The 25,344-nt window shown below is 37.0% G+C and carries 24 protein-coding genes and 2 pseudogenes; 15 read left to right on the top strand and 11 right to left on the bottom strand.

The genetic code is table 11. The annotated features are described in order from the left end of the window. The first annotated feature begins 37 nt into the window (after window positions 1-37). Window positions 38-1,828 carry an S-layer homology domain-containing protein gene (locus MKY51_RS08740; protein ID WP_339176542.1) on the top strand — a complete coding sequence of 597 codons (1,791 nt, stop codon included), beginning with the start codon at window positions 38-40 and terminating at the stop codon, window positions 1,826-1,828. A gap of 146 nt (window positions 1,829-1,974) precedes the next feature. Here MKY51_RS08740 and MKY51_RS08735 read toward each other — a convergent pair whose 3' ends face one another. Continuing rightward, window positions 1,975-2,448, bottom strand: a complete 474-nt coding sequence (locus tag MKY51_RS08735; protein ID WP_339176541.1) for a YusW family protein — start codon at window positions 2,446-2,448, stop codon at window positions 1,975-1,977. A gap of 323 nt (window positions 2,449-2,771) precedes the next feature. On the opposite strand from MKY51_RS08735, the gene MKY51_RS08730 reads away from it, so the two are divergent. Then, window positions 2,772-4,124, top strand: coding sequence for a TraB/GumN family protein (locus MKY51_RS08730; RefSeq protein ID WP_339176540.1), 1,353 nt, complete (start codon window positions 2,772-2,774; stop codon window positions 4,122-4,124). An 82-nt stretch (window positions 4,125-4,206) separates the two neighbouring features. On the opposite strand, the gene MKY51_RS08725 is transcribed toward MKY51_RS08730, so the two are convergent. After that, window positions 4,207-4,545 (bottom strand): GlpM family protein, encoded by a 339-nt coding sequence (locus MKY51_RS08725; protein WP_339176539.1) that lies wholly within the window; start codon window positions 4,543-4,545, stop codon window positions 4,207-4,209. Window positions 4,546-4,794: 249 nt separating this feature from the next. Between MKY51_RS08725 and MKY51_RS08720 the strand changes: the two genes are divergently transcribed. The 7 genes from MKY51_RS08720 to MKY51_RS08690 all read left to right on the top strand — a co-directional run bounded on the left by MKY51_RS08720 (window position 4,795) and on the right by MKY51_RS08690 (window position 11,216). Further along, entirely contained in the window at window positions 4,795-5,604 is an 810-nt protein-coding gene (locus MKY51_RS08720; protein WP_339176538.1) for an AraC family transcriptional regulator, read from the top strand. Window positions 5,605-5,722: 118 nt separating this feature from the next. After that, entirely contained in the window at window positions 5,723-6,715 is a 993-nt protein-coding gene (locus MKY51_RS08715; RefSeq protein ID WP_339176536.1) for an ABC transporter substrate-binding protein, read from the top strand. A gap of 130 nt (window positions 6,716-6,845) precedes the next feature. After that, window positions 6,846-7,856 carry an iron ABC transporter permease gene (locus MKY51_RS08710; RefSeq protein ID WP_339176534.1) on the top strand — a complete coding sequence of 337 codons (1,011 nt, stop codon included), beginning with the start codon at window positions 6,846-6,848 and terminating at the stop codon, window positions 7,854-7,856. Then, on the top strand, window positions 7,846-8,874 hold the full coding sequence (locus tag MKY51_RS08705) for an iron ABC transporter permease (RefSeq protein ID WP_339176532.1): 1,029 nt from the start codon (window positions 7,846-7,848) through the stop codon (window positions 8,872-8,874). Before MKY51_RS08710 ends, MKY51_RS08705 begins: the two co-directional genes overlap by 11 nt. A gap of 6 nt (window positions 8,875-8,880) precedes the next feature. Further along, entirely contained in the window at window positions 8,881-9,666 is a 786-nt protein-coding gene (locus MKY51_RS08700; RefSeq protein ID WP_339176530.1) for an ABC transporter ATP-binding protein, read from the top strand. Window positions 9,667-9,675: 9 nt separating this feature from the next. Next, entirely contained in the window at window positions 9,676-10,410 is a 735-nt protein-coding gene (locus MKY51_RS08695; RefSeq protein ID WP_339176528.1) for an alpha/beta hydrolase-fold protein, read from the top strand. 236 nt (window positions 10,411-10,646) lie between these two features. After that, complete coding sequence (locus MKY51_RS08690; protein ID WP_339176527.1) at window positions 10,647-11,216, top strand: hypothetical protein; 570 nt, start codon at window positions 10,647-10,649, stop codon at window positions 11,214-11,216. Window positions 11,217-11,270: 54 nt separating this feature from the next. Here MKY51_RS08690 and MKY51_RS08685 read toward each other — a convergent pair whose 3' ends face one another. From MKY51_RS08685 to MKY51_RS08655, 7 genes are all read right to left on the bottom strand, one after another. Then, the gene (locus MKY51_RS08685; RefSeq protein ID WP_339176526.1) at window positions 11,271-11,534 is read right to left on the bottom strand and encodes a translation initiation factor 2; all 264 of its coding nucleotides are present in this window, start codon (window positions 11,532-11,534) and stop codon (window positions 11,271-11,273) included. 1 nt (window position 11,535) lies between these two features. Then, entirely contained in the window at window positions 11,536-12,207 is a 672-nt protein-coding gene (locus tag MKY51_RS08680) for an HAD hydrolase-like protein (RefSeq protein WP_339176525.1), read from the bottom strand. Window positions 12,208-12,219: 12 nt separating this feature from the next. Continuing rightward, window positions 12,220-12,756: a DUF5412 family protein gene (locus tag MKY51_RS08675; RefSeq protein WP_339176524.1), complete on the bottom strand. Its 537-nt coding sequence runs from the start codon at window positions 12,754-12,756 to the stop codon at window positions 12,220-12,222. A 117-nt stretch (window positions 12,757-12,873) separates the two neighbouring features. Beyond that, a complete protein-coding gene (locus MKY51_RS08670; protein ID WP_339176523.1) occupies window positions 12,874-13,401 on the bottom strand; it encodes a YceI family protein in 528 nt (175 codons plus the stop codon). A 133-nt stretch (window positions 13,402-13,534) separates the two neighbouring features. Next, the gene (locus MKY51_RS08665; protein ID WP_339176522.1) at window positions 13,535-14,137 is read right to left on the bottom strand and encodes an FMN-binding negative transcriptional regulator; all 603 of its coding nucleotides are present in this window, start codon (window positions 14,135-14,137) and stop codon (window positions 13,535-13,537) included. A gap of 9 nt (window positions 14,138-14,146) precedes the next feature. Continuing rightward, window positions 14,147-14,662, bottom strand: coding sequence for a GNAT family N-acetyltransferase (locus tag MKY51_RS08660; protein ID WP_339176521.1), 516 nt, complete (start codon window positions 14,660-14,662; stop codon window positions 14,147-14,149). Window positions 14,663-14,674: 12 nt separating this feature from the next. Continuing rightward, window positions 14,675-15,133 (bottom strand): MarR family transcriptional regulator, encoded by a 459-nt coding sequence (locus tag MKY51_RS08655; RefSeq protein ID WP_339176601.1) that lies wholly within the window; start codon window positions 15,131-15,133, stop codon window positions 14,675-14,677. Between the two features lie 441 nt (window positions 15,134-15,574). Between MKY51_RS08655 and rsgA the strand changes: the two are divergent. The 3 genes and pseudogenes from rsgA to MKY51_RS08640 all read left to right on the top strand — a co-directional run bounded on the left by rsgA (window position 15,575) and on the right by MKY51_RS08640 (window position 20,320). Next, window positions 15,575-16,576: pseudogene (gene rsgA, locus MKY51_RS08650) on the top strand (ribosome small subunit-dependent GTPase A). Between the two features lie 375 nt (window positions 16,577-16,951). Further along, window positions 16,952-18,400: a cardiolipin synthase gene (gene cls / locus MKY51_RS08645; protein ID WP_339176520.1), complete on the top strand. Its 1,449-nt coding sequence runs from the start codon at window positions 16,952-16,954 to the stop codon at window positions 18,398-18,400. A gap of 123 nt (window positions 18,401-18,523) precedes the next feature. Beyond that, a complete protein-coding gene (locus MKY51_RS08640; RefSeq protein ID WP_339176519.1) occupies window positions 18,524-20,320 on the top strand; it encodes a M3 family oligoendopeptidase in 1,797 nt (598 codons plus the stop codon). 58 nt (window positions 20,321-20,378) lie between these two features. Here MKY51_RS08640 and MKY51_RS08635 read toward each other — a convergent pair whose 3' ends face one another. After that, complete coding sequence (locus MKY51_RS08635; RefSeq protein WP_339176518.1) at window positions 20,379-21,434, bottom strand: nucleoid-associated protein; 1,056 nt, start codon at window positions 21,432-21,434, stop codon at window positions 20,379-20,381. A gap of 673 nt (window positions 21,435-22,107) precedes the next feature. Here MKY51_RS08635 and MKY51_RS08630 point away from each other — a divergent pair. Next, the gene (locus MKY51_RS08630; RefSeq protein ID WP_339176517.1) at window positions 22,108-22,701 is read left to right on the top strand and encodes a YpjP family protein; all 594 of its coding nucleotides are present in this window, start codon (window positions 22,108-22,110) and stop codon (window positions 22,699-22,701) included. A gap of 500 nt (window positions 22,702-23,201) precedes the next feature. Here the strand turns inward: MKY51_RS08630 and MKY51_RS08625 are convergent, their stop codons facing one another. Beyond that, a complete protein-coding gene (locus MKY51_RS08625; RefSeq protein ID WP_339176516.1) occupies window positions 23,202-23,540 on the bottom strand; it encodes a DUF378 domain-containing protein in 339 nt (112 codons plus the stop codon). A 437-nt stretch (window positions 23,541-23,977) separates the two neighbouring features. Between MKY51_RS08625 and MKY51_RS08620 the strand changes: the two genes are divergently transcribed. Next, window positions 23,978-24,169, top strand: a complete 192-nt coding sequence (locus MKY51_RS08620; RefSeq protein ID WP_079526843.1) for an ABC transporter permease — start codon at window positions 23,978-23,980, stop codon at window positions 24,167-24,169. Between the two features lie 241 nt (window positions 24,170-24,410). Continuing rightward, window positions 24,411-24,662, top strand: a pseudogene (gene thyA, locus MKY51_RS08615) (thymidylate synthase); the annotation flags it as partial. Window positions 24,663-25,344: the final 682 nt, after the last annotated feature.

Genomic DNA, 25,344 nt, shown 5'->3' with positions numbered 1-25,344 from the left:
TTTGTAACAGTTTTCTAAAGGAAGGTAGTTTATACGTATGAAAAAAACAACAAAATATATGGCACTTTTTACAATACCGGCTGTCATCTTCAGTGTACCTACATACCCAGATGCAGCAAATGACTGGCAAGTTGAACACACGGAAAAACTCATTGACCAGATTAATCCATTAAGTACTACATACGAATATTATTTAAATGAGGCAAAAAATGCATATTACGCATTATCAAATTATCAGCAAAACCAAGTCCGTAATTCATCGACACTTTTTTACTACATGCAAAGTACAGACAACCCTCAATATGTGCTGACGACTTTTTCAAATAAAATGTCAGCCATTTCTTCACGCAACAGTACTTTTTTGCGTGATATTGAGGAAGCGAATCGTTATTACCTTTCTTTATCGTCAGCTCAGCAAGCGATCATTCCAAATTATTTATACTTACAGCTACAGAATTATATGGAAAACTTGAATAAATTGAAAGCAGTAAAGCTTAGCCTTGAACAATTATCTGTAAAGGACAGCAATTATGTTTACAATTATGAAACGGCCATGCTGGCATATCAATTATTGCCATACGATTTTAGAATGTTATTAACATCGCTTGTGAATGACAAAAAGCGTGAATATGAGTTCTATTATTCACCGACAAACAACCGTTCAGTCGCACAGCAGGTAATAAATGAAATATCCAAATTGTCGACAAGCTCTTCAATCGAACAAGTATCAGCCGTTCGTGATATGTACAACGGATTAAATGTCTTACAGCAAACCTTCGTTTCCAATTATCATGATTTACTGTATATCGAACAAGTACATCGCAATGCGCCTACTGGCTGGGATCCATATTATTATGATGAAACCGGCAAGCCAGATCAATATCCATCAAATATAGAAGTTACAAATAAAGGTCAAATGTATACAGTAGTATTGCCTGTTTCCAAAATGAACAAGTATTCGAATACGAAAGTAACGGTATCTGATACTGTTACACTTTCAATTCCGAAAAATGCGGTACAAAATACAAATAATAATGATGTTTTAACGTTAACAATAGAAGAAACGAATGAACAATCCATACTATTTACGGCAAGTATGTATGATGAAAGCTTTGAATTTTCATCCTATATTGATATAGAAGTAAAGGGCTTGCCTTCCTCCGCAGCAATTGTCCGATTGCATGATGATGGGGAGTATGCAGCAACACCTTACAGAAAGATAGCAAATACCTATTCGATAAAAACGAAAACATCTGCACAATATACAGCAATCAATAATCGAGTAAAACTTTTTGATATCCATACAGACGGGCATCGCTATGAAATTGAGCAATTGGCGAAACGGAAAATCGTATCAGGTGAGAACGGCTATTACAAACCGAATGCACACGTAACATTGGCACAATATGCAGCGATGATTGCCCGTTCCATGAATATAACGACAGATGAATTCTCTACTTATCAGGATGTTCATGGGAAGTGGTTTGAGAGTTCCATTCAAGCTCTATTGGAAGCAGGTATACTTGAAAAGCCACATTCCAACTTTTTTAATGCCGAAAAAGTTGTGACACGTAAAGAAGCGGCTGTTATATCTATACAATTACTTCAATATGCAGGAATCCATATTTCAGATCCTGATTTAAATAAGGTTCCATTTACGGATTTTAAACAGCTTTCAGCAGCTGATCGTTATTATGTCGCAGCGGCATATGAACTAGGCATTTTTAATGGTAAAGGAAACGGCCAATTTGACCCGAATGGAAAATTGACGCGTTCACAAATGGCCAAAGTATTGTATAAAACTTTGCAGATTGCAAAAATGATTTAATTTAGCCTTCGTTAGGATAGCATACGACATTGGCAGGCTAACTCTAACTCAAAAAGCCGTTTTTCTCTAGGAGATAAAACGGCTTTTTAGTAGGCTGAAGAATCGGTTCTTATAAAATTTTTACTTCTGTCAAACCCATTTTATTATTACTGTGCTACGCGGCGGTACTCTTTTACTGTACCATCTGCAAATTTAATTTCTAATTCCAGTTCCAAAAAGCTGTCAGGTTGTTCAAATTTTTGGAGTACTTCATCAATTACTTCATCATCAGGTGTATCCTTATCGAATGTGAAGCTTTCAAAAATCGGAACCAATTTGTTAGTCGCTTCGTTACCTTCTAACTTCGTATTGTTTACTTCATCTTCAATCTGTGCTTCCGCTCGGGATGCTTCATTTTCATAACTCACATCATAACTTTTATCATCCGCATATTCGATATCCAAATCAAAGTGAGTAAAGTTAAATGGGGCATCCGTTGTTTCGGTTACAGTACTTGTCTGATTCATCGTATTTTGTTCTGTCGGTGCATTGTCTGGTAAGTTGGTTGCTTCTTCGCTGTCACCACAGCCTACTAACAATGCAGTTGTACTTAGTGCGCAAATTAATGCAAATTTTTTCATGAATGTAAACCACCTTTCTTGTAACTACTTTTTAAAATACCCCAATTATAAAAAAATAATCTGCATAATTTCCCTTTGTAAAATATAGTTAATTTTGTTTATGCCAAATTATCTAGAATAAAAGTTAAGTACAGCTTGGATAGTGAAAGTATGTTAAGTTGGGAAAGTTCCAAAATATTCTATATTTAAATAAATTTATGTTACACTTGTTTAATGAGATATTTATGGAAATGACTTAACAATTATGAATTTCATCATCGCGTCTCCAATTTATTTCATAAAATCAATTTGGAAATGACTTTCTAATGCAGGAGGATGTTTGAATGAAAAAGATGACTAAAACCGTTTTAGCTACTACATTGGGGACTACATTGATGCTGACATCAATTATTCCGGCCGTTAAAGCTGATGAAGTAACACCGGATATAAGCAGCTGGGCAATCGGTACTTTGAATGAAGGCGAAAAATACGGAATTTTTCCGATTGAATGGTACTATGATGGTTTCCGTTCAGCGATTACTAAGGAACGTTTAAATAATTTAATTGAACTCACTGAACAAAAGATTGCAAGTTTAAATTTAGAGAAGAAAGAAAAGTTTACCCCAGTTGCGGTAAAAGGCGATGGAACACGTGGTGATATTATAAACCTTCTTTATAATATTGTCGGTCAATACAAATTAGATACAGTAGATGACGCTGTAACATATATGCAGAAACATAAAGTTTTACAAGGCTCTGAAAAAGGCCTGATGCTCGATCAAAAAGCTACGACACAACATGCGGTTATTTTTGCAGTCCGACTAATCCAGGATACATTTGAGCAGGCAAATGCAGGCGCGAAAGGTGTTGCATGGGTAGTGGAAGATGAAGATACCAAAGTATATTTGCTGGGCTCAATCCATGTAGGAACGCCGGATCTTTACCCAATGCATAAAAAACTGACAAAAGCCTTTGATGAATCGGACGGCCTTTTTGTTGAAGCAAACTTATTAGATCCTACTGGTATGGATTATTATATTGAAAAAGCGATGTTTAACGATGGTCGTACAATTAAAGAAGTTGTAAGTGAAGAAACATATGCAAAACTTCAAAAGGTCGCTACACAGCTTGAAATGCCAATGGAAGAGCTGGAAATGCAAAAGCCATGGCTGCTCTCCAATAATTTTTCGTCGATGATGATGGATGGGGCGTTTGGGTTAACAGCAGAAGAAATGGCGATGCATGGGGTGGATATGCAATTTCTATTAAGCGCCTACTTACAGCAAAAACCTATTTATGAGCTGGAAGGGATCAATGCACAAGTCGATATGTTTGAAGCATTATCGCCAGAAGCACAGGAAGAATCCTTAGTAGCAGCACTTGACGGTATTTTAGAGCCTGCTGATCAGTCCGAAGAAGATGTTCAGCTTATGGCGGATTGGTTTACGAATTGGGTTAAAGGAGATGTAGAAAAGTTTGCGGAAAGTTTAAGTGAAATGGAAGGAGATACTTCTGAGTTCAACCAGATGCTGTTCGGTAAACGTGATGCAGAAATGGCGGCAAAGCTTGTTGATGTTTTAGAAGAACAAAAAGGAACTTTCTTTGTCGTTGTCGGAGCGGGTCACTTGTTAGTGGATAAAAATATTCGCTATCATTTAGAGGAAAGCGGTTATGAAGTAAAACCGTTTTATCAATAATTTAAATGCGCATGGAGCTGGTTATATAAATAACTGTTCCATGCGTTTTGATTTTGAAGAATATAATATAATAGGATGCCAATTATAAATGTAATAAAGTAAGCAAAGGTCTGCCGGCGACCATGAAAATGATATAGATTGAAAGGGCTCCTAAAATAGCATAACTAGGCTTCCACAAACCTGAAAAATAAAAAACAAGTACAGTAAACAGGACCATGCCGACAGCCCCAAAAATGGCGTTTTGCTGCACAATATGAAATGTTTCTTCCGTCATGTTTTTCACTTGCAGCCTCATATTAAGCAACGTTAATATCGGAAGCAATGTAATAATACCGGATAAAAAATGCAAATTCGATTTGCTTAACCAAGAAGCGAGCAACATCACTGTACCGCCAAGAATAAATTGAATTACGTAAAACACGTTCCACTTACCTCAATTCCATTAAAATACAATAAATATAAATCATCGATTTGAATGTATCAACATTATTTTCGGAAAATAGAATTAATAATGTAAAACGAGATTTCCTTAGTGTATTTTCTAATATATTTTATAAGAAGAATTGCATAAATTCTCTCAAGTTGTAAAAATATGTTGAATTTTCTAGTCATAGTAGTGTACCCTTGTTGAAAATGATTATCATTCGCATAGTAATGAATAATATAAGGGGTGAGGAGAATTCAAACGAACGATTTAATAAAATTTTTCGCCAACTCAGCGATTCAATATGCAGATTTATTTGTAACAAGTTTAGCTCCTAATGTACATGATCACAATCGTAATACAGCACCATGTTTAAATGGACTCGTTATTACTCTGTCGGGAAGCGCAAATTTTTCACTGAATGGGGAAGTATACGCGATACATAAAGGAGTAATCCTTCATGCCGGACCTAATATGGCGATTGATATTAAAGTTACAAGTAAGGAACCATGGCATTATACAGTACTGCATTATGAAATGTTAAACCGTCCTTTTTCAATGGATATAGGCCATTTTGAAATCGTTGCTGGTCATCATCATAAATTGGATTATTTAGTCCACCAATTAATCCATTTTGAAAAAATACCGGGTGATATGAACCGGCTGAAATGTAAATCTCTGTTCCTGCAGTTGGTAGAATTCATAGTTATTTGTGCAAAAATGCAAACTTCAAACAATGTAGTGGACCAGGCGATTACATTTATAACCGAACATTATAATTTACCTATAACAATAGCAGAAATCGCGGAGGAGATAGGATGTGATCGTCGTAGATTTGCTTATTTGTTTGATAAGCAAATCGGCATGTCACCAATTCAATTTTTAACGGAAATCCGATTAAAACAATCCCGTGAATTGCTACGTACGACATCAATTCCGATTAAGGAGATTGCTGAACTAATCGGTTATCAAGATGCATTCTACTTTTGCCGAGTTTTTAAAAAGCAATATCACATGACACCGACAAATTTCCGTAAGCAATATTTAACTGTTTAGCAAAAGTCCATTCATTTTGTAAAAAACTCTATGTACGTAAAAACAACCGTTTGATATTATCGACATTGTAAATAAAATGATAATGATAATCGTTATCAATAAAACAGGAGGAAAAATAATGAAGAAATATCGTACATTAATTGGTGCAGGGGCAATTGCATTATTGCTTGCTGCATGCAATGAAGAGGTGGATTCATCATCTGCAGCTGAATCAGAAAATAAAACAGATCAAGTTACAAGTGAAGAAAAACCTGTTGCAGATAAAGCGATACAACAAAAAATTACTTATTTAGGAAACGACTATGATGTACCTGCAAATGTGGAAACAATTATTACAGCAAGTTTGGAAGCGATGGAAGATGCTGCAGTACTCGGTGTAAAGCCTGCGGGTGTTATTTCTACGGATGGCACGACTATTCCTAAATATTTGGAGGCAGATTTGGCAGGGGCAGCAGTTGTCGGTTCCAAAAAAGAGCCAAGTACCGAGGCAATGCTTTCTTTAAACCCTGATGTAATTTTAGGTACTAGCAAATGGGATGAAGCGCAAATGTCGAATTATAACAAAATAGCAACGACATTCCCGTACTCTCATATTTCTACAAACTGGAAAGAAAATTTATTATTATTTGGCCAAATAGCCGGTAAAGAATCAGAAGCACAGAAAGCATTGGATGACTATGATAAGCAATTAGCCAGTACGAAAGAATCGATTGCCAACAGTGAGCTGAAAGATAAAAAGGTTGTAATCATTCGTGTACGTGGCGGTTTGTCGGTCTATCCTGCTGGAGTATATTTAAACCCTTCTATTTATGAAGATTTTGGTTTTACAGTACCAGAAGAATTGAATTTAATAGAAGCACAAACAACGATTACATATGAAACATTGGCAGAGTGGAATCCGGATATGATTTTCCTTCAATTTGCTGATGATGAAAATAAAGATACGCCTGAGTTATTACAGGAGATTTTAGATAATCCGATTTTTAACAGTACAACTGCTGCTAAAACAAATAATGTGCATGTTAATCTTATAGATGCATTGGCACAGGGAGGGACAGCTTGGTCAAAAATTAACTTCCTGAAAGCATTTAATGAGAATGTACTAAAATAAGCACGGATTATTCAATAGACAGCTTCAGAGAAGTTAGAACAGACTGTACAATATTTCTGTGAAAGGGCTGTGCCGGAAAGGTTTTCCGGGCAGCCTCTTTCTTTTATTCAATAAAAGGAGGCATATATTTTTGAATTTTTCATACCGGCATTTCATTTTATTTTCAACAATAATGCCTGTTCTCATTGTTGTTGTGACAATCATGTCGATTTCGATGGGTACAAAATCAATAGTGCTTGAAACGATTCTCGACGCATTTATCCGTTACGATAAAGAAAATGTAGATCACCAAATAATATGGTCTGGTCGGGTACCTAGAGCGCTCGCTGTATTATTTGTTGGTGCATTTTTAGCAACTGCAGGTGCAATCATGCAAGGGGTTACTCGAAATTTCCTTGCGTCGCCATCAATTATGGGTGTAACGGACGGTTCAGCCTTTTTTATAACGATGGCCTTTGTTTTTTTGCCTGGGATTTCAAGTTTTAATTTAGTCCTTCTTTCTATGCTGGGTTCACTTTTTGGCGGTGCACTTGTATTTGGTTTTGCATCCATCATTAAAAATGGCCTATCTCCAGTAAGACTGGCAATTATCGGTACGGTAATCGGTACATTTATAAGCAGCATCGGAACTGCAATTGCGATGTATCATCAAATTTCACAAACGATTACAATGTGGTACAACTCGAAAGTACATATGGTAGAAATGGAATTAATTTATTTATGTGTTCCAATTGGAATGATCGGACTATTACTGGCAATTTCATTGGCACGTGCTGTAACGATTACAGCGCTTGGTGAAGATGTTGCTGTCGGCTTGGGGCAGAACACAAGAATAGTAAAAGTATTAAGCATGTTAGCTGTTGCTATATTGACGGGTACTGCTGTAGCTCTTGTCGGGAAAGTAGCTTTTGTCGGTTTAGTCGTACCTCATATTGTAAGAATGCTTGTGGGCGTCGACTACCGTGTAATTATTCCTTGTTCGGCTGTTATGGGTGCCTTTTTCCTTGCAGGCTGTGACCTCGTAAGCCGATACATCAATTTTCCGTTTGAAACACCGATTGGAGTAGTAACGGCACTAATCGGGGTACCGTTTTTCTTATATTTAATTCGACGTAAAGGCGGTGAAAAATATGACGCTTAAAAAAACAAAATGGCTGTTTATAATCGGCATACTGTTTTTCATGCTTTTATTAGCAATGTATATCCATTTAACGAGCGGTGCGTTTACCATGACGACACCGGAAGTATTTAAAACTTTACTGCGGATTGATTCAACAGAACAATTTGATTTAGTCATTTTTGATTTTAGGCTTCCTAGAATCATTACGGCTGCACTTGTCGGTATGGGCCTTGCGATGGCTGGCGTTGTACTTCAGGGGATTACAAAAAATGCGCTTGCTGATCCGGGAATTATCGGAATTAACGCCGGTGCAGGATGTGCAATTGTTATCTTCATGTTTTTCTTCCATGTCGAACTTATTGATGTGGAAATAAACAGCCTTATAAAAATATTAATTGTTCCGATTTTTGGTTTTGCAGGAGGAGCAATAGCTGCAGCAATTATATTGATCATTTCATATAAACATGGACGAATGGATATGCAAAGGCTGATATTAACAGGGATTGCGATTAACACCGGCTTTAGTGCGGTTACTTTATTCTGGTCATTGAAAATGGATGAAGGGGATTATCAGGCGGCCGCTATTTGGATGAATGGATCCATTTATAATTCCAACTGGTATTTCGTTAGTGCAATGATGCCATGGCTGATTATTTTAGGTATTTATATTTACCGGAAAGCCTATTTGCTCGACTACTTTCAATTGGAGGAAGAGACGATTACTAGTCTTGGAATTAGTATTGAAAAGGAAAAAATTAAACTAATGCTTGCAAGTGTCGGACTTGTCAGTGCCTGTGTTTCCGTTTCAGGAAGCATAGGGTTCATTGGATTAATGGCACCGCATATTGCAAGACAGCTAGTCGGAATTCATCATCGCTACATGATGCCAGTAAGCCTTTTTATAGGGGCAGTATTGCTTGTGTTTTCAGATTATGTAGCAAAAACGGTCTTTTCACCTGTAGAGCTCTCTGTCGGGATAGTCGTATCACTTGTCGGGATTCCTTATTTTCTGTATTTGCTTGTAAAATCGAAAGGGTGAGATATATTGTATGCATTTGAAGTTGAAAGCTTAACGACAGGTTATGAGAATACAAGAATTATCGAAAATTTAAATGTGAGCATTCAAACAGGTAAGATTACGACGATTATCGGACCGAATGGCTGCGGTAAATCTACTTTATTAAAAACAATCGGCCGTATATTAAAAAAGGAATGTGGCGAAATTTTTCTGCAGGATGAAAACATGAATACGATGTCTACTAAGGAAATCGCAAAAAAACTGGCATTACTCGTGCAGTCTCCGGCAGCACCGGGACAGCTGAAAGTACATGAGCTTATTTCGTATGGACGCTATCCTCACCGGAAAAATGTTGGACGCCTTACAAAAGAAGACAACGAAAAAATTAATTGGGCTATGGAAGTCACAAACACTTTGGAGTTCCAAAACCGGGAAATCGCAGCACTTTCAGGTGGGCAACGGCAGCGTGTGTGGCTGGCGATGGCTTTGGCGCAAGAGACCGATATTTTACTGTTGGACGAACCGACGACATACTTGGATATGGCACATCAACTGGAAGTGCTTGAAATTGTTCAGCAACTCAATAGAACGTTTGGCTCTACGATAATTATGGTGCTCCATGATTTGAACCATGCTGCAAGATTTTCAGATGAACTGATCGCGATGAAAAAGGGGGAAGTGCTTCATACGGGCACTCCCGAACAAATAATGAAAGCCGACATACTAAAAAGTGTATTCCAAATTGACGCTAAGATTATGATTGATCAGGAACATCAGGTGCCCGTCTGTTTTTCATATAATTTAATGAAATAGGTGAATTTAATGCAATCAATGTACAATGGCTATTCTTATATTGTGGACATTTACGAACCGAATGAAATCCCTCCGGCAGAAGGGTTTCCGGTAATCATCGTGTTGGATGGAACACGCTACAATAAACTGATGTATGAAACAATGGCAATGCAGTTGCGAAACAGGAAAAAAACATTGGTTGATCCTGCAATTATTGTTGGTATCGGCCATGATGAAAAGGATATTCCAAAACAGCGATTTTATGATTTCACGGCACCGGCAGTTCATTATCATTTTCCTGTACGCAGGGGGAAAGTGATGCAGGAGCTTCCGGCTGGAGGAGCAGTACAATTGATGGATTTTATTTTGCAGCAAATTGTACCGATGCTTCAGGAAAAATATGCAGTTGACGATCAGAAAATATCGCTGTATGGACACTCGTTAGGCGGATTATTTGTATTGTGGAGTTATTTAATTTATCCGGACAGCTTTTATAAATATGTAGCTTTAAGCCCATCGATTTGGTGGAATGATCATGAGCTTTTTCGGACAATTCAACAAGTGGAAAATCCTATTGAAGCACCTATATTCATAGGAGTTGGAGGGAAAGAGGGCGATATGGTTGATGATGCGCAGAAATTCGCTGCAATTGCTTCTGAGAAATGGATGAACTGTGAATTTTATATAGCAGAAAGCGAAAATCACGCATCTGTCATTCCGACTACAATGAGCCGGGTTCTACGATTTTTAAGATCAGATGACTAAGCAGGTGGAACAAACGGCTGTATTTTAACTAACCAAACTACGGTTGAACTGTTTAGCTTTACTTCAAATTGATAAAAATCGTCCTTTTACTGTTAGATAAAAGGGCGGTTTTAGTATGAAATGTTTTAAGACGGAGACAATTGCACCGCATGTTTTTATGTAGATATTTAAGGGAATAGAGGACTATCACGCTTCATTCATCGTTAGCTACATGGATATAGTAGGAGGAATGTAAAATGGGAAATAAAGAATCAGAAACAAACAAAAAATCATATAACCGCTTACCTGAGGAACGTAAAGATGAGAAAGTAGAAAAATTTGATGAAACGAACCATGTAAATGTGCAAAATGAAGCAATGAAAGATGACTTATTGCTTAAAACAAATAAAGAATCGTTTAACCGTTTACCGGATGAGCGTGATGATAAAAAAACGGAAAACTACAATGAACGAAGTCATGTCAATGGGGACGAGGAAAAAAAAAGCCTAGTAACGAATAAGGAATCCTATAACCGCTTACCTGATGAGCGTGATGAAGCAAAAATGAAAAACTATAATGAACGCAGCCATGTAGAAAATACCATGAAACAGGAAGAAGTTATTGAGACTGTAAAAGAGTCCTATAACCGCTTACCGGATGAAAGAAATGATGAAGAGATGAAATCATATAACGAGCGCAGTCATGTAGAAGGCAATCAGCAACATGAAACGAATGCAGAAACTGTGAAAGAATCGTATAACCGCATACCTGATGAACCGGTACATGAGACATCTGTTCATGAAAAATATAAAAGTGATAACAAATAAAATTTTGTTGAAACATTAAAAAAAGCGTTGAATTTAAAATTCGACGCTTTTTCTTTAACTTCTAAGCTGATACCAGCTGAACAGCATTGCAACTAAACTGATGCTAAACAAAATTCCTCCAATGAGGAGGGATGCATTAGCATAACTCGTTTTCATCAATATGTAGTCGTTTGTATCTGCCATACCTCCAATAGATTTTAACCAAATAGAGCTAAATGAATCCGCAATCTGTCCGTTAAATACAATGATTAGTAGACCTATGATTGCAAATATACTGCTTAATTTTAGCAAATCCGAATTTTTAGTTGAGCTTTTCATGTCATTCCTCCAGTAGTTGTGTTTGGTAGGTTTTCGTGATTTCGATTAATTGTGGAAACTGTTCAACGATATGATGGGCTTTTGTTATTTCTTCAAGTTGTGCAAAATCAAAGTTTACAGCAATGGCAATTAGACGGTTATCAATAGCTGCGTTAATATCCGAAACGCGATCACCAACGACAAAACCGCTTTCTATATCATTTTCCTTCAATATCCGTTCAACAAGTTGTGATTTATTTTTTGATGGAATTATATCTATACTATAGCATCCTTTAATCCACCGTTCTAAATTGAAAGTAGATATAATTGCCTGTAAATAAGCGGTTTCGCCATTACTGGCAATATATAAGGGGTAGGATTCACTCAACGATTGAAGTGTCGTCAACACGTTTTTATAGAGTGCACCATTTCCTTGACGAATTTCTTCAATGAGAGCCGACTGGAAATATTGATTGCTTTTTTCGCGTATTGTATCGGAATGATCGGGACATAACGTTTTCCATACGACATTAAGAGGAACACCCATGATTTCCCGGTATTTCTCGATAGGAGTTTCACCTGACCAAAGTTTTTTTTGACGTAAATATTCAAAAGTACGTTCGAGCGCCGGTTCCAAAATAAGATTTGTTTGAAATAAAGTACCATCCATATCAAAAATAATTGCCGTTTTCATTATCTTCACCTCTTAAATTTGATAGCCAAAAGTTTCCCCATTTTTTAAATTGAGTTCATGTCCATTAATAATGACAATCTCATCGGTAAGCCAATGAATAACCGCTTCTTCAGCATGTCTTTCGTAATAAAACTGCTTTTTAAATCCGAAGGGGCCATCCAATTCTCCGCGGATTCCAAACGATCCCATCGCCCCTGCATCGAAAGCATAGAATTCCAAAGTATAGCCCATATTTGGTGAATAGGATGTTAATAGATGCTCTGAACCTCCGAATGAATATACAATGATTTTTAATGTGAAAAACAAAATAATCAATGATGTAATCAATATGGAGGTTGAATTTATGAAGAAGGCAACCACTTTTTTTACGCATGACAATTGTTTATATTCCTGATGTAACGAATAGATGATGAGCATTAAAAGAAGGGCGACAGCAATAAGTGTTGTATAGGAAAATGTCCATAAAGTTGTCGGCATTAGATAAAAGCAAACCCCGATAAAAGCTAGACAGAAACTAAATAATAGGATAGAAGACCAAAAGTTCCGCAAAACGACACCTCGCAATTAACTGGAAAATAATGTTTTTGTATATAACGCTGTTAATAGGGGAGAAGTTGCAAAAAAACAGCCGTATGCAAAATGACTACGGCTGCGCATTCATAATAATTATTGTGCTGGGTTTAATTCGAGTTCCACTTTAATTTTAATATCTTTACCAACTAATACGCCGCCCGTTTCAAGTGCAGCATTCCAAGTAAGACCGAATTCTTCACGGTCAATTTTCGTTTCCGCTTCAAAACCGTAAACTTCTACACCCCATGGGTTTGTTCCTTTACCGCCATATTCTACATCAAATACGACCGGTTTTGTCACATCTTTTATTGTTAAATCGCCTGAAACTTTATAATCGTCACCGTCTTTTGTGATGTTTGTCGATTTAAATTTAATGTCAGGGTATTGTTCAATATCAAAGAATTCCGCCGATTTTAAATGGTTGTCGCGATCGCCATTGTTTGTATTAATACTTGTCGCATCGATAGTAATTTCAATATTTGCCGATGTTAAATCTTCTAAATTATCAACTTCTACATCCGCTGAATAATTTGTGAACTGACCTTTAACTTTCGACACCATCATATGCTTGACTTCAAAACCAATTGTTGAGTGTGCCTGATCGATTTGCCATTTTGCCATGATAAATTCCTCCCAACTATAATGAAACTCAAGAAAATCTTTACCTTGAATTCGAGATAAATTTACCATATTAGGAGAAGAGTGTCAATTAATATATAAGACTATTTCAATAATTCAAACTTTTTACAAGGCGTTAATTTTTCAGCATTAATTTTGCGATTTCTTCATCAAATCCGTCATCCCGTTTTAATAATTCATCAATGACGAGTGCCTGGCGTTCTTTCGAATGACCTTGGCTTAATTTTGCTGCAGCATCAATGGAACTAATCCGTATTTTAAATGGCACAATCCCTTTCAATAAGCCGGTCATATATTTGGAGTCAACCGCATTTACATCATAGGTGCTATTTGGAGTTTCATATTTTTCAATTAAATGGTGAAGAGATAGACGGATTTCTTCTTCATCTTCCATCATTTCGATAAGCCCCTTTACATGGACCGCTACATAATTCCAAGTTGGTACTGAATCTTTTGTTTCATACCAGGAAGAAGAGATGTAGCTATGAGGGCCATTAAAGACGGCGAGCACCTGTTGATCGAGAATATCTTTCCATTGTGTGTTGGCACGTGCAAAATGCCCGTATAGAAACTTTCCGTCTTCACTTAAATAGAGTGGTAAATGAGTGGCGGTCGGTACCCCTTGATGAATGGAAACTACTGTCGCAAAACTATACTCATTAATGAGTTGACGAATTTTTTGGTTATCTGTTAATTGATACTGCTTTGGAATATACATCGTTTTCCCTCACAAATGTTTTGTCATAATAAAATCAATTTGTTCTTCTTCACCCATGAAAAATGAATGAGAGCCTGTCTTCTCAAAGCCAGTTTTCTCATAGAAAGCAATGGCATTCAGATTTTTTTCCCATACGCCGAGCCAAATTTTGTTTTTATTCTTTTCATTGGCCAGTTTAATCGCTTCATCCATCAATACTTTCCCTAAACCGAGTTTCTGAAAACGGCTTAAAATATAAATTCGTTCTACTTCAAGAGTATCTTGCCCTGACTGTTCTGACTGTGCTTCATCTGCATTGACTTTTAAATAACCTGCCAGCTCATCATTTACATACAGTAACTTAAATAGTGAGTGTTTATTTTCAAGCTCGGTTGTCAGTTTTTCTGCTGAAAAAGCATCATTCAAATAAGCTGTCATACTCTCTTCGCTATTTTGCTCATGAAACGTCTCGTAAAACGTATCCCGGCTGATTGTTTGTAATGCGTCTAAATTTTCGGTAGTACAATGTATTAGTTGAATGTTCATTATAATTACTCCTTAATAATTGCGTTTTTTTCCTCGCTTTACATTTTCCCAGTCTTTTTCAATGTTTTTTCGCATTTTGTTTAATGCAGTAGCAAGTTGGGCTTTTTCCTCTTCAGAAAATCCCGACATGGCTGTATTCTCAGAATGTTTATGTTCATTCAGTATAGAAGGGTAAATTGCTAAAGCTTTGTTTGTTGGATACAGTTTTTTTATTTTTTTATTAACCTGATCATCCCGTTTTTCGATAAAGTTATTTTTTTCAAGCTTTGCTATTGCACGGGCCGCTGTTGTACGGTCTACTTTAATTAAATCTGCCAGTTTTTCCTGAATAATTCCGGGTTGTTCACAAATACGAACGACATACAAATATTGCCCTTTTGTTAAATCAAATTCTTTAAATTCTATATTGCTAATCGAATCAAGTGCACGGGCTATCATCCCGATTTCACGTAATAGAGTGATCTCTTTCAGCTCCTTTTAAGTGTGTAATATAAAATGCAACTACACATTTAGCGTAAAAGATTATTGTTGCAAATGCAACAAAAAATAAATGCATTCTTGTATTAAATAAACTTGGGGAACTGTATTGACAAAACATTCTATCTATTGTTATAGTTGGAATAACTAATGGAGAAAGATGGTGATGAATATGACTAAATTACATGAGATTGAATCAATGCAATTATGCTTGTCATATGACATTCGCCACTATAGTGCCTTCTAATACAGAAGAGTCACGCTTCTTTACTGTGCGTATGAAACCTTATGACGGGCAAAATTGCTGGTCATAAGGTTTTTTTTGTTTGCCTGAAAAACAAATACACTATCATACGCCATTAGGAGGCAATTCCATTGAATTTACAACAATAAGGTTTTACAACATTTTTTGATACACAACTACAAACATTATCAATTGATATGACGACAAAGCTTGTGGGCCGCGTCATCCTCGAACATAAACATTCCTACCGTGTCCTGACAGAACAGGGGGAGTATTTGGCAACGGTGTCAGGAAACTTTGCTTACCATGCCTTTTCAAGAAAAGATTACCCGGCTGTTGGTGATTTTGTCGTTATTGAACAAATGCCGGGAGAAGAACGTGCCATTATTCATCATTTATTTGATCGAAAATCCAAATTCACAAGAAAAATGGCAGGTCTTGAAGTCGATGAACAAATCGTGGCGACAAATGTAGATCTCATTTTTCTTGTCATGAGTTTAAATGATGATTTTAATATCCGCCGCTTAGAACGGTATTTAGTAGCTGCATGGGATTCAGGGGCAACACCGGTTATTGTATTAACGAAAGCGGATTTATGTGAGGATGTCACGCCGTTTTTAAAAGAAATTGAATCGGTTGCTTTTGGTGTGGATATGATGACGGTGAGTGCGCAGACTGGTGAAGGAATGGCTTCATTACATGCCCTGTTAACTGAAGGGAAAACTGCGGCATTACTCGGTTCTTCCGGTGCAGGGAAGTCAACACTTACGAACGCTTTGCTAAACACAGAACAAATGAAAGTATCCACAATCCGTTAAGATGATGCAAAAGGCCGTCATACGACGACACACCGGGAACTTGTTGTTTTACCATCCGGTGCTTGCCTGATCGACACACCCGGAATGCGCGAGTTGCAGCTGTGGGATCAGGGGGACAGTCTAAATGCAAGTTTTTCCGATATTGAGCAGCTTACGGAAAACTGCAGGTTCCGCGATTGTAAGCATAAAAATGAACCCGGCTGTGCTGTTTTGCAGGCAGTTGAAGAAGGAGCACTTGATGCTGCAAGGTTGACCAGCTTCTTTAAACTGCAGCGGGAACTTGCCTATATCGAGAAAAAAGCGAATACGGATGCCCAGGTTGCGGAAAAACGTAAATGGAAGCAAGTATCAAAAAGATTAAAGAAAATGAGATAAATCACAAGCAGGTGCACAGACATTGTGCATCTGCTTTTTTTGTGCGATCGGTTAATCCGAACAGTCATTGAATATAAGGAAGATTGAGCTATAATAAATGAAGTAAAGGGATTACAGCACTATTATCGTTTTAAAACCCGAATTGGAGATTAGTATCTAACCTTGTTATCGCTTACTTATCAGGTAAGCGTTATTTTCATTTTCACGCTAAATGCAAACCCCGTCTGAATTATGAATCGATTCCTTTAAAATATGCATTTTAGTGTCTCAAAAGTTACTTTACAGGGAATAGTAAAATAGTAGAAAAAACTAGTAATTTATAACATTTAATAGTTGCTTTCTCTTATAATTAAATAATGAAAAGAGATGAATTACATGACAGTCACTGGTATTTTAACCATCGCCTTATTTGCTTTAAACATACTGTTTGCCCTCGTATTAATATTCATTAGCCGGAAAAGCGCTTCATCTACATGGGCATGGTTATTCGTGCTCTTTTTCTTACCTATTTTTGGTTTTATTTTATATTTACTGATCGGTCGTAATTTACAGAAGAAACATTTTGTACGATGGCATGTAGTGCAGCAGGAGGAAACGTTGGAAACTTTTCTGGATCAAAAGAATGCGTTGGATGATGGAACATATGAATTTCCAAATGCCATTACAAAAAAGCATGCACCATTAATCAAGATGAACGTCGATTATAACCACTCTTTATTGAGTTCGAAAAACGATGTTAAAATATTGGCGGAAGGGAAAGAAAAATTCCGTTCGGTCATAGAGGATATCGAAAATGCAAAACAGACCATTCATATTCAGTATTATATTTATAAAATGGATGATGTCGGAAAAAGCATTTTTAATGCACTCGTAAAAAAAGCGAAAGAGGGCATTGAAGTGCAGATGATGTACGACGATTTAGGTTCGCGTACATTACGCAAAAAGGATCTGAAAAAGTTAATGGATGCCGGTGGTCAGGTAGAAGCGTATTTTTCCTCGTATTTTAAACTGTTTAACCCGCGTATCAATTTCCGGAATCACCGGAAACTTATTATTATTGACGGCAAGGTAGGATATATTGGCGGCTTTAATGTCGGGAATGAATATGCCTGTCTGGATGACGAAATCGGGTATTGGCGTGATACACATTTGAGAATTGAAGGCAATTCCGTTTACAACATGCAGGCTCATTTTTTATTTGACTGGTATCAGGCGAGAAAAGAAGAGCTGACTGAAATTGAACAAAGATACTTCCCATCCTTTACAGTAGATGCGGATACACCTGTTCAAATTGTATCGAGCGGCCCTGATACGGATTTCGAATCGATCAAAAACAGCTATATTCGGATGATTTTAAGTGCCAAAAAGTATGTTTATATTCAGTCCCCGTATTTTGTACCGGATGAACCATTTATGCATGCTGTTCAAATTGCTGCTTCATCAGGTGTGGATGTGCGTATTATGACGCCCGAAGTAACCGATCATCCTTTCGTATATGGAGCCAATTCTGCATACGGTGGTGACTTATTGGAGGTTGGCGGTCGAGTATATCGGTATAAAAAAGGCTTTCTACATGCAAAAATGATTGTCATTGATGATGAGGTGGCGACTATTGGTACGGCAAATATTGATGTACGCAGTTTTAGCCTGAATTTTGAAATCAATGCTATACTATATGATGCCGATTTGGCGATACAGTGCAGAGAACTGTTTGAAGCAGATATTAAGGAAAGTTTTGAATTAACAAAAGAACAATATGACGAGCGCAAAACTTGGACAAAGATTCGAGAATCCGTTTCGCGTTTATTATCCCCGATTTTATAATCTTGAAGCTAACCGATATACAGGTTAGCTTTTTTATTTCAAAAACCGAAGTATTTTCGAGCATTATAACTAATTTTTTAGTAAAATAAGAATTGAACTACAATTCAGAAAGTAGGTAATGAAATGGTGAATGTAAAATATCCTGAAGTTTGGGATTTGGATGTGTTTTTCCCGGGAGGTAGTGATTCTCCACAATTAATCGAGCATATTGAAGGTTTGACGCCTAAACTTGAAGTATTAAAAGAGAAAGTCGACAAATTCGAAGTTCCACAAAACAGTGATGCAGCTTTAGAAATCCAATCGATTTTAGAAAGCATCAAAGAAGTAATGCTGCATATTTCTCAGGCAGGGGCAGTGCTTTCATGCTTAACTGCACAAGACACGACAGATCGTGAGGCATTATTGCTGCAAGGCCAATTATCCGGTATTGCTGCAAATTCATCGCCGATTTTAGAAAGTTTCAATCAGAAGTTGGGTCAAATCGAACAGGCAACTTTCGAAGCATTATTGCAGACAAAAGAATTAGCTCAATTTGAATTCATCTTAACGGAATGGCGTGAAAAATCAAAAGAGTCATTATCTGAAGAAGAAGAAGCGCTAATTTCAGCTTTAGGTGTTGATGGCTACAGTTCTTGGGGTCAACTTTACAGTATGCTGATCGGCGATATTAAAGTGGAAGTAGAAGTGGATGGCGAAAAGAAATTACTGTCAGTTGGACAAGCGAACAATTTAAGCTCACATAAAGACCGTACAGTACGAAAAGCGGCTTTTGACGCATTGGAAAAGGTGTTTACAGAGCGTGAAGAGTTCTTTGCCAAAACATTGAATCACTTGGCAGGTTTCCGTTTAGCTGTCTATAAAAAGCGCGGCTGGGACTCGGTAACAAAAGAGCCTCTGCAAATTAACCGTATGAAACAGGAAACGATTGATGCAATGTGGGGTGCCATTACATCTCGTAAGGCAACATTTGCTGGTTACTTGCAGCATAAAGCAAATCTGTTAGGTACAGAGCAACTGGACTGGTTTGACTTTGATGCACCTGTTACGGATTCAAAAGCTACTATGTCCTACCAGGAGGGGGCCGAGTTTATCCTGAAGCATTTCGGCCGTTTTGGTTCAGAAATGGAAAGCTTTGCACGCATGGCATTTGAAGACGGATGGATTGAAGCGGAAGACCGTGATAACAAACGACCGGGCGGTTTCTGTACAGGAATGCCGTTATCAGAACAATCTCGTATTTTTATGACTTACTCTGGTTCGATGTCAAATGTTTCGACACTGGCTCATGAGCTGGGGCATGCTTTCCATTCTTATGCATTGCGCCCTGTTCATCCATTGAACCGTCGTTATGCAATGAATGTTGCTGAAACAGCTTCAACATTCGCAGAAATGATTGTTGCCGATGCAGCAGTTGAAGAAGCAACAACTGAACAAGAAAAGATTGCATTACTGGAAGATAAAGTTCAGCGTTCTGTTGCCTTCTTTATGAATATCCATGCGCGTTACTTATTTGAAACTCGTTTCTATGATGAGCGTAAAAAAGGGATTGTCTCAACGAAACGTTTGAACGAACTGATGGAAGAAGCTCAAATTGAAGCACATGCAGGCGGTCTAGGTGAAACACATCCGCACTTCTGGGCATCAAAAATGCATTTCTATATTACAGGTGTACCGTTCTATAACTTCCCGTACACATTCGGCTATTTATTCTCATTAAGTATTTACGCGAAAGCAAAAGAAGAAGGTAAGGGCTTCGAAGAAAAGTATATGGCTCTATTGCGTGATACAGCGATCATGACAGTTGAAGAATTGGCAATGAAACATTTAGGTGAAGATATCACGAAAGAAGATTTCTGGTTAAAAGGAATCGCACTATGTGAAAAAGATGTTGAGGAATTTATTGCGTTAACGTCTAAATAGATTGCAAAAAGGGGCTGTGAAAAACACAGCCCCTTTTATATTGATTATATTAGTAAGATTATAGCGGTTTTTTATGAAGGGTAAACCCTACTGTATCAGCATCACGGATAGTGATCGTATACGTACCGCTTACTTGATCGTGCTTCACGTCAATATTGTCCAAGCCTTTATCATAACGGAAGAGAATCTCACCTTCTGCCGATTTATAGACGACATGCAAATCATCCCGTTTCACTTCAAATGTAGGCGTGAAGTCAGGATTGCGGCCGGTAAATTCATTGATAAACAATTTGGCACCTTGCTCAACAAAATCTTCCCTATTCTCCGGAGGTGCGATTGCTTCGTAAATATTGTGGACCGAAGCATCGAGTTCAATATATTTTCCGTGTTCAAACTCTTCGTCAATTGCTCTTTGAAGTTGCGGAGTCTGCTCTTCGTTGAGCGATTCCGCGATTTTTTCATATAATTCCTTCATCAGCATTTTTGTTTTCTTTTTGTCGGATGCGATTGGTGTAGCCTGCAGGAAAGTTTCCATGAAAAACTTCGCCGGTTCGCCATCCGATTGTTTATCCAGTACATAAACATTTTCTTCGAGCGGATCATAATTCATTCGGATAAGTGCACATTTTTGTACACGGCTGGATGCATCTGGTAATATATTTTCGATTGTTTTCAAATGCAATGTTTCCAAATCAATCTGGACTGCATCTTTCGGATCCAGCTTTAACAGTAAAATATAATCTTCGCCAATTAGTTCAATATGTGCGACAAAGACCGAACCGTTACTGTTCGATACCGTTTGCATAATTTGATACAGTTTATTTGATAAATCATTGGCTAATGATAGGAAATGAGTGTCATCTGGATATTCTACATAACGGTTCATTTTCGTCAGAATATCATTGTCCCGGTCTAAAAATTTACATGCAACAGATTTTGGACTATTCATCGTTGCATCTATGTATGATTCAAAAAACTGATTATACACTTCAGACTGAAGTGCGGATAAATCCATTGTTTCACTTGCAGATACAAAACGGCTTTGCTGCATATCCAACAATGTAACAGCCATCCGTTTCATTTGGATTGATAATGTTGTTTCAACTTCATTCATCTTGACATAGCTCCTTTGAATTCCGATTTTTCAAGTATAGCGGACATTAATGAAATTTGCACGAGCCTAAATTCAGTTTACAAACGCGAACATATGTGTTATGATTAACTATGTGCTATTTTAGATAGTGCTATAAATGAATTGGCATTTCTGCTAGTGTTTTTGAAGATACTTATTCACACTGGCGCAAGCTTCAGGGCTGCAAGGACATAGTAGCAGGTTGGGACTATGTTGCTTAAGTTAGAAGAGATTAGTAGAATTTTACCGCGGTTAAAACTGGAGTTGTGCACTCCGAATAAATATAAATTCCCCGGATGATCGGGTTGAGACTTTCATTTATTTATAAATCTATCTATTAAATACTAAAGGGGTCCCCAATACTTGGGGGCCCCTTGTCCAATTCTCCGAATAAAAAACCATCCAAATCGGTTTGGATGGCGCTTAAGAAAATATTAGTCCGTGAAGCATAAAGAAGTCATATACCCAAGCATTAGTAATAATCCAAGACCCATAACAATGTCCATTTTTTTACAACCTCCCTTAATATAACCTACAATATCTTCCTTTTTTATTGTACAATGATTACAATAAAGATGAAACTATTTGTTGAAATATTCGTATATATTAAGGAAGAGTGTTTTAAAATTATACATAATAAAAGTGGGTGATAGACTTGAAAAAATGGATTTACAAATCTCTTGTTGTTTCTGTCGCGTTATTATCGTTTGGTTTAATTACACCAAAGCATGAAATTTGGGCAAATTTTGATGAAGACCGTCATGGGAAGTCTGTATTGGATCGTCCAAGCGATAACCATATTTCAGCTGCCTATCAGCTGGACGATATTATTGTTGATGAAAAACCGCTGCCAACAACCGATGACTTTGTGTCAGCAGCAAAAGAACAATCATACATAAAATTTGGAACAAAAGTCGGACCGGTTATTGAACAACAATTCGAAACTAATATTTTCCCGAAAATCGAAGAAGCGATTGCGCTGACAGTGGACCGGATTGGCGATGATAAGCTGCGTAACTTAACGGTTTCCGAAAAACCGAGTGGTGATTACTCAGAAAAAATCTTCCACATTGTTGACAATCAATCTAAAACAGACGTAATCCGTTTCCATGTGCGAACAGAGAACCGTCCTTTTGATGGCTACTACTACAATTTCCACTATCATACGTATGAAGACAATTATTCAAAGCATTACGACCTAGGCGAGATATACTGGAGCAAAAATACACCGCCTAAGTGGTTATCATAACAATGCAGCACCCGCCAATAGGTCGGGTGCCTTTTTTATTATTTTTCGGATTTCTTCTTACCGGAATTAGCAGCAAAAACTCCACTAACTAACGCAATAATGATTGCAATCCATGTCCAAAAACTCATGATTTCACCCCATTAATTTATTCTCTTCTTCCACTATACAACTTTTTGGATATTTTTACTAAAAATGTGGAATTAAAGGGATTCATATTTCCTTCCATCCATTACCAAAAGAAACAAAAAGATTTAAAGCTTAAATTATCCGTGTTTGGCCAACCATTAGTTTAAGGAGTGATAAGGTTGGAAAACAGATTCTTCGTAGGTTTATTTAATGGGCTAATTTTAAGTATCATATTATGGACCTCGATTTTCGGATGGATAAAAATAATTACCGGTTTATTATGAATTTTTTGAGAGACTTGCTTCCCAAGCTTTTAATTCCTTAAAAAGACCAGATACTCATTACTGAGCCTGGTCTATTTTTGTATTTAATTTTTATTGCTTTTCGTTATTTTCATTTTTGTTGTTTTTGTTCTTTTGCTTTGCGTATTCTGAGAAATCAGCTTCTTTCCCAGCTTCCATATTATAGTTCGGTCTATTTGTTGCTCTTGTATGTGTAACGGTTGCATTGTCCTTTTCATCAAGGTTTTTCATTAACAGCGGAATGCATGCAAGACCGGCAAGACCGACAAGTGCATAAATGATTCGTGATAATCCGGCAGTTTGTCCGCCAAATAAAGATGCGACTAGATCAAATTTGAAAAAGCCGATAAGTCCCCAGTTAATTGCTCCAATAATTACGAGTACGAGGGCAATTCTATATAATGCTCCCATTTAAAACATCTCCTTTATTTTAGATAAAGAAGTTCATCGGTATGTAAAAAACACATACTAAAGAAATTCAAGTATCTATTTCTGCTTGTATTTTTCCCTGTAACTGTTTGTTTATACTTTATTTTTTTAAAAAGAAAATGTATCAAAATACGAATAAAAAAGGTCACTTAAAAATAAAAATAATTAAAAATAGGAATTAATATCTGCAGCAAACAGAAGGGAAATATATAGTTCTGATTTCGTAATAATTAATGCGAAAGTTATTTATTTAACGTTGTTAATAGAGTATCCGGAGATTTATCATATTATTACTATGAGGATGGAAAAAGAACCTTTATTTTTTCATTTAATTTACGAAAAATTTGAAAATTAAAGGTGAATTTTTATGTAACTCGAGGTATAATATTTGTATACTATAGTAAAAAGGAGGACTGCCGATGATAACCGGTCAGTTAGGGCGAGCATTCCAATTAGCGGAAAAACATAAGCTCGACGTAAATACAATTTTGGAATTAACAAAAATTATTGCGAAAGAAGTTAATGGTACTCAAAAAATTGAGGACAAAATTTTACTTCAAATGATTCAAATTCTTGAAAACAACAAAACAATACTTAGGGAGGCAACATAAAAATTGACGCAAACGATTGAGCTATACGATGACTTAGACACATTTGACTAAAGGCGCTACTCAGCAGACGAAATACGAGTAGCGCCTTTTATTGTGCACATTTTTAATACATACAGATCGATTTCCATATTACAAATTAAAATTCTATGTAGTCTTTTCGGTTCGATTTTGCAGATTATGTGTTATTCTCATCATAAGTCTATATAATAAATACGGAGAACATTCTTTAGGAGTGAAAATATTGACACATGCAGATCATACATATTTAAATTTATTGCAATATATTATGGACAACGGTACCGATAAATCTGACCGTACAGGAACAGGGACACGCAGCGTTTTTGGCTATCAGATGCGCTTTAATTTACAGGAAGGCTTTCCGATTCTAACGACGAAGCGCGTGCCATTCAAACTCGTGGCAAGTGAACTTCTATGGTTTATAAAAGGGGATACGAATATTCGCTATTTGCTTCAGAATAATAACCATATATGGGACGGTGCGACACGTTCTACTATAAGTGCTTAATGCATGAAGTGTAGGGGCATTGCAACTAGCAATGTCATAACTGAATAATCGATACTTGGAATGATTGCCGTCATGTTGGCAAGAAACAAGTTCCCTAAACTCCTACTAGCGTTCGGTAGTTATAGCTATCGGGGGTTAGAAGCTAGGCGAAGTCGACTGAACAATAATCCTAAGTCTACGGATAAGGTGAGGATAGGTCGGGGGGCTATAAAACGTATATGGTAAGAATGTTCGAAAAGAACTGACGAAGTTGCGAATGTACGGGTCTAAAAGATGAACGTAAGGAAACTTACGGGAGGGGTATCGCAAAAGATACTTCTCGTGGTTTACCGAAAAGTAAAAATCGTCCCTCTGAAATTCGGGATACTGAACAATGACAGTATAAAATCACAGGCTCATAGTAACTACCTAAGTACGTATGTAAAGCTAGATTATTCGGAACGTGGAAAGCAACAGACAGCTATTTAAAACGACTATAATCGGGCTGGTTGATATAAGCTGCTTACACAGAGCGAAATTCATTTACTGTTGTGAGAGTAGGGGCATAGTACCGAAGAAGCTATGATAACAAGTAGTGGAGGGATAGCCCCAAGTCTTAAGTATTGAAAATGTAATTTGGTAAATGTAATTCATAAGGTCGAGTAAGAAG

Origin of the sequence: Solibacillus sp. FSL R5-0691 (genome assembly GCF_037974225.1) — a bacterium.
Lineage (GTDB): Bacteria > Bacillota > Bacilli > Bacillales_A > Planococcaceae > Solibacillus.
This window is presented reverse-complemented; position numbering and strand designations above follow the sequence as displayed.

Coding starts and splice junctions, on each gene's coding strand:
- MKY51_RS08670 (WP_339176523.1), bottom strand. CDS start 13,401: ATGGCAAAATGGCAAATCGATCAGGCACACTCAACAATTGGTTTTGAA.
- MKY51_RS08690 (WP_339176527.1), top strand. CDS start 10,647: ATGGGAAATAAAGAATCAGAAACAAACAAAAAATCATATAACCGCTTA.
- MKY51_RS08705 (WP_339176532.1), top strand. CDS start 7,846: ATGACGCTTAAAAAAACAAAATGGCTGTTTATAATCGGCATACTGTTT.
- MKY51_RS08695 (WP_339176528.1), top strand. CDS start 9,676: ATGCAATCAATGTACAATGGCTATTCTTATATTGTGGACATTTACGAA.
- MKY51_RS08735 (WP_339176541.1), bottom strand. CDS start 2,448: ATGAAAAAATTTGCATTAATTTGCGCACTAAGTACAACTGCATTGTTA.
- MKY51_RS08685 (WP_339176526.1), bottom strand. CDS start 11,534: ATGAAAAGCTCAACTAAAAATTCGGATTTGCTAAAATTAAGCAGTATA.
- MKY51_RS08680 (WP_339176525.1), bottom strand. CDS start 12,207: ATGAAAACGGCAATTATTTTTGATATGGATGGTACTTTATTTCAAACA.
- cls (WP_339176520.1), top strand. CDS start 16,952: ATGACAGTCACTGGTATTTTAACCATCGCCTTATTTGCTTTAAACATA.
- MKY51_RS08625 (WP_339176516.1), bottom strand. CDS start 23,540: ATGGGAGCATTATATAGAATTGCCCTCGTACTCGTAATTATTGGAGCA.
- MKY51_RS08730 (WP_339176540.1), top strand. CDS start 2,772: ATGAAAAAGATGACTAAAACCGTTTTAGCTACTACATTGGGGACTACA.
- MKY51_RS08740 (WP_339176542.1), top strand. CDS start 38: ATGAAAAAAACAACAAAATATATGGCACTTTTTACAATACCGGCTGTC.
- MKY51_RS08660 (WP_339176521.1), bottom strand. CDS start 14,662: ATGAACATTCAACTAATACATTGTACTACCGAAAATTTAGACGCATTA.
- MKY51_RS08635 (WP_339176518.1), bottom strand. CDS start 21,434: ATGAATGAAGTTGAAACAACATTATCAATCCAAATGAAACGGATGGCT.
- MKY51_RS08665 (WP_339176522.1), bottom strand. CDS start 14,137: ATGTATATTCCAAAGCAGTATCAATTAACAGATAACCAAAAAATTCGT.
- MKY51_RS08640 (WP_339176519.1), top strand. CDS start 18,524: ATGGTGAATGTAAAATATCCTGAAGTTTGGGATTTGGATGTGTTTTTC.
- MKY51_RS08620 (WP_079526843.1), top strand. CDS start 23,978: ATGATAACCGGTCAGTTAGGGCGAGCATTCCAATTAGCGGAAAAACAT.
- MKY51_RS08715 (WP_339176536.1), top strand. CDS start 5,723: ATGAAGAAATATCGTACATTAATTGGTGCAGGGGCAATTGCATTATTG.